Genomic DNA, 2536 nt, shown 5'->3' with positions numbered 1-2536 from the left:
GCCGCCTCCCCCCGGCTCGCGGAGGCACGCCCCGGGCCCGTCCGGGCGGTGCGCGGGACGGTCCCGGCGGCCGGAGCGGAAGGATCCGCCGGACGGGCTCCGGGCCGCCGCCCGCGGCCCCGCGGCCTCCCGCACGGCGGCGGGCACCGCCGGTGGCGCCCCGCGGACGCGGCCTACCGCACCGTGAGGAAGGCCTCCGCGTCCCGCTCCGCCCGGGGCCGGGGCTCCCCGGCCGGGTGGCCGACCGCCACCGCCCCCATCGGGTCCCACCCCTCCGGCAGCGCCAGCACCTCCCGCACCACGTCCCGGCAGAACATCGTCGACGACACCCACGCGGACCCCAGCCGCTCCCCGGCCAGCGCGACCAGGAAGTTCTGCACGCCCGCGCCCATGGCGACGACGAACATCTCCCGCTCCGCCCCGTCCCGCCGGGCGTCCCCGTACGTGTGCGAGCCGTCCATGACCAGGCACGGCACCACCAGGTACGGCGCGTTGCGCAGCACGTCCCCGCGCCGCACCCGCCTGGCGATCGACTCCTCGCTCCTGCCGTCGCGCCGCAGGTCGGCGATCCAGGCGTCCCGCATCGCGTCCAGCAGCCGGATCCGCGACTCCTCGCTCTCCAGCAGCACGAACCGCCACGGCGTCGTGTGGTGCGGCGCCGGCGCGGTCACCGCCGCGGCGACGGCCCGCCGGACCGCGCCCGGGTCGACCGGCTCGTCGGTGAAGGCCCGCACGGTGCGCCGCTGGGCGACGGCCTCCCGCACGGCCTCGGAGGTCCCCAGCCGGAACATGTCGTCCCGCGCGGAGCGCACCAGCGCCCGCGCGCCCGCGGCGGCGGCGTCGTCCCCGTCGCCCACGAGGTGGGAGAGCCCCCGCACCACGGCCACCGGCCGCCCCGACGCCTTGCCCTTGACCAGGTCGCCCGCAGCCGCCAGTTCGTCGGCGAGCGCCACGACCGTCGCGGACAGCGGGTTGCCGTGCGCGTCCGTGCCGCCCCGCAGGTCGTCCAGGACCCGCACGCTGGCCGCGCCGATGCCGACGTCGGTGAGCCCGTTGCGCCAGGGCCGCCCGAAGGTGTCGGTGACGACCACGCCGACGTCCACGCCCAGCGCCGACCGCAGCCCCTCCCGGACCGCCCGGGCGGACGCGTCGGGGTCCTCGGGCAGCAGCAGCACCGTCCCGGCGGGGGTGTTGGAGGCGTCGACCCCGGCCGCCGCCATCACCAGCCCCTGCCGGTTCTCCACGATGCGCAGCGTGCCGCGCCGGGCCACCACCCGGACCGTCTCGGCGTCGATGGCGGCCTCCCGGTCGGCGGCCGCCATGATCCGGCCCTCCGCCTTGGAGACGATCTTCGAGGTGACCAGCACCACGTCCCCGTCGGCCAGGTCCGGCTCGGCGGCGGCGATCAGCTTGGCGAGGTCGTCGCCCTCCCGCACCTCGGGCAGCCCCTCGACCGCCCACACCCGGAACCCGGGCCGCCCGGCGCGCTCCTCGCCGCTCACGCCTCCCGCACCTCCTCGGCGAGGGCCAGCGCCTCGCGCGCCATGGCCGCGGTGGCGTCCAGGTCGGTCATCATCAGCGGCACGGCCCGGCAGCGGATGCCCGCCGCCTCGACCCGCTCGACCACGCCCGCGTCGACCGTGTCGACCAGCCAGCCGTCCAGCAGCCCCGAGCCGTAGTGCTCGGCGACCGCCGCGGCCGTGGACTCGACGCCGACCGCCGCCAGCACCTTGTCGGCCATCCCGCGCACCGGCGCGTCTCCGACGATGGGGGAGAGCCCCACCACCGGCACCCCGGCCTCGGCGATCGCCTCGCGGATGCCGGGCACGGCCAGGATGGTGCCGACCGAGACCACCGGGTTGGACGGCGGGAAGAGGATCACGTCGGCCTCGGCGATCGCCTCCAGCACCCCGGGCGCCGGCTTGGCCTGCTCCGCGCCGACCGGCACGATCGCCTCGGCCGGGACCGAGGCGCGCAGCCGCACCCAGTACTCCTGGAAGTGGACCGCCCGGCGCTCGCCGTCCAGCGTCACCGCGACGTGGGTCTCCACCCGGTCGTCGGACATCGGGACCAGCCGCACGCCCGGCTTCCACCGGTCGCACAGCGCCTCGGTGACCGCGCTCAGCGGGTAGCCCGCCTCCAGCATCTGGGTGCGGACGATGTGCGTGGCGAAGTCGCGGTCGCCGAGCCCGAACCAGTCGGGGCCCACCCCGTAGGCGTTGAGCTCCTCCTTGACGTGGAAGGTCTCGTCGGCCCTTCCCCAGCCCTGTTCCTCGTTGATGCCGCCGCCCAGGGTGTACATCACCGTGTCGAGGTCCGGGCAGACCTTCAGCCCGAAGAGGTGGATGTCGTCCCCGGTGTTGCCGATCACGGTGACGGTCGCGTCCGGCACGGCCGCCTTCAGACCGCGCAGGAACCGGGCACCGCCGATGCCGCCTGCCAGAACCACAATGCGCATGGGCCCAGTCTCGCAGGCCCGTCCGGACGGGCGGCAGGCGACCGGCGGGCGCCGCGGCGGCCGGGGCCGCGGCGCCGG

The 2536-nt window shown here is 77.1% G+C and carries 2 protein-coding genes; both read right to left on the bottom strand.

The features are described 5' to 3' along the window. Positions 1 to 173 precede the first annotated feature (173 nt). Positions 174 to 1502, bottom strand: coding sequence for a coenzyme F420-0:L-glutamate ligase (locus A2U95_RS22335; RefSeq protein ID WP_166026055.1), 1329 nt, complete (start codon positions 1500 to 1502; stop codon positions 174 to 176). Continuing rightward, positions 1499 to 2458 carry a 2-phospho-L-lactate transferase gene (cofD, locus tag A2U95_RS22330; RefSeq protein WP_166026053.1) on the bottom strand — a complete coding sequence of 320 codons (960 nt, stop codon included), beginning with the start codon at positions 2456 to 2458 and terminating at the stop codon, positions 1499 to 1501. The genes A2U95_RS22335 and cofD overlap by 4 nt, the downstream gene beginning before the upstream one ends. Positions 2459 to 2536: the final 78 nt, after the last annotated feature.

The organism is Streptomyces chilikensis (genome assembly GCF_001642695.1).
GTDB lineage: Bacteria > Actinomycetota > Actinomycetes > Streptomycetales > Streptomycetaceae > Streptomyces > Streptomyces chilikensis.
The sequence above is the reverse complement of the archived record's forward strand: the minus strand, read 5'-3'. Positions and strand labels throughout refer to the sequence as shown.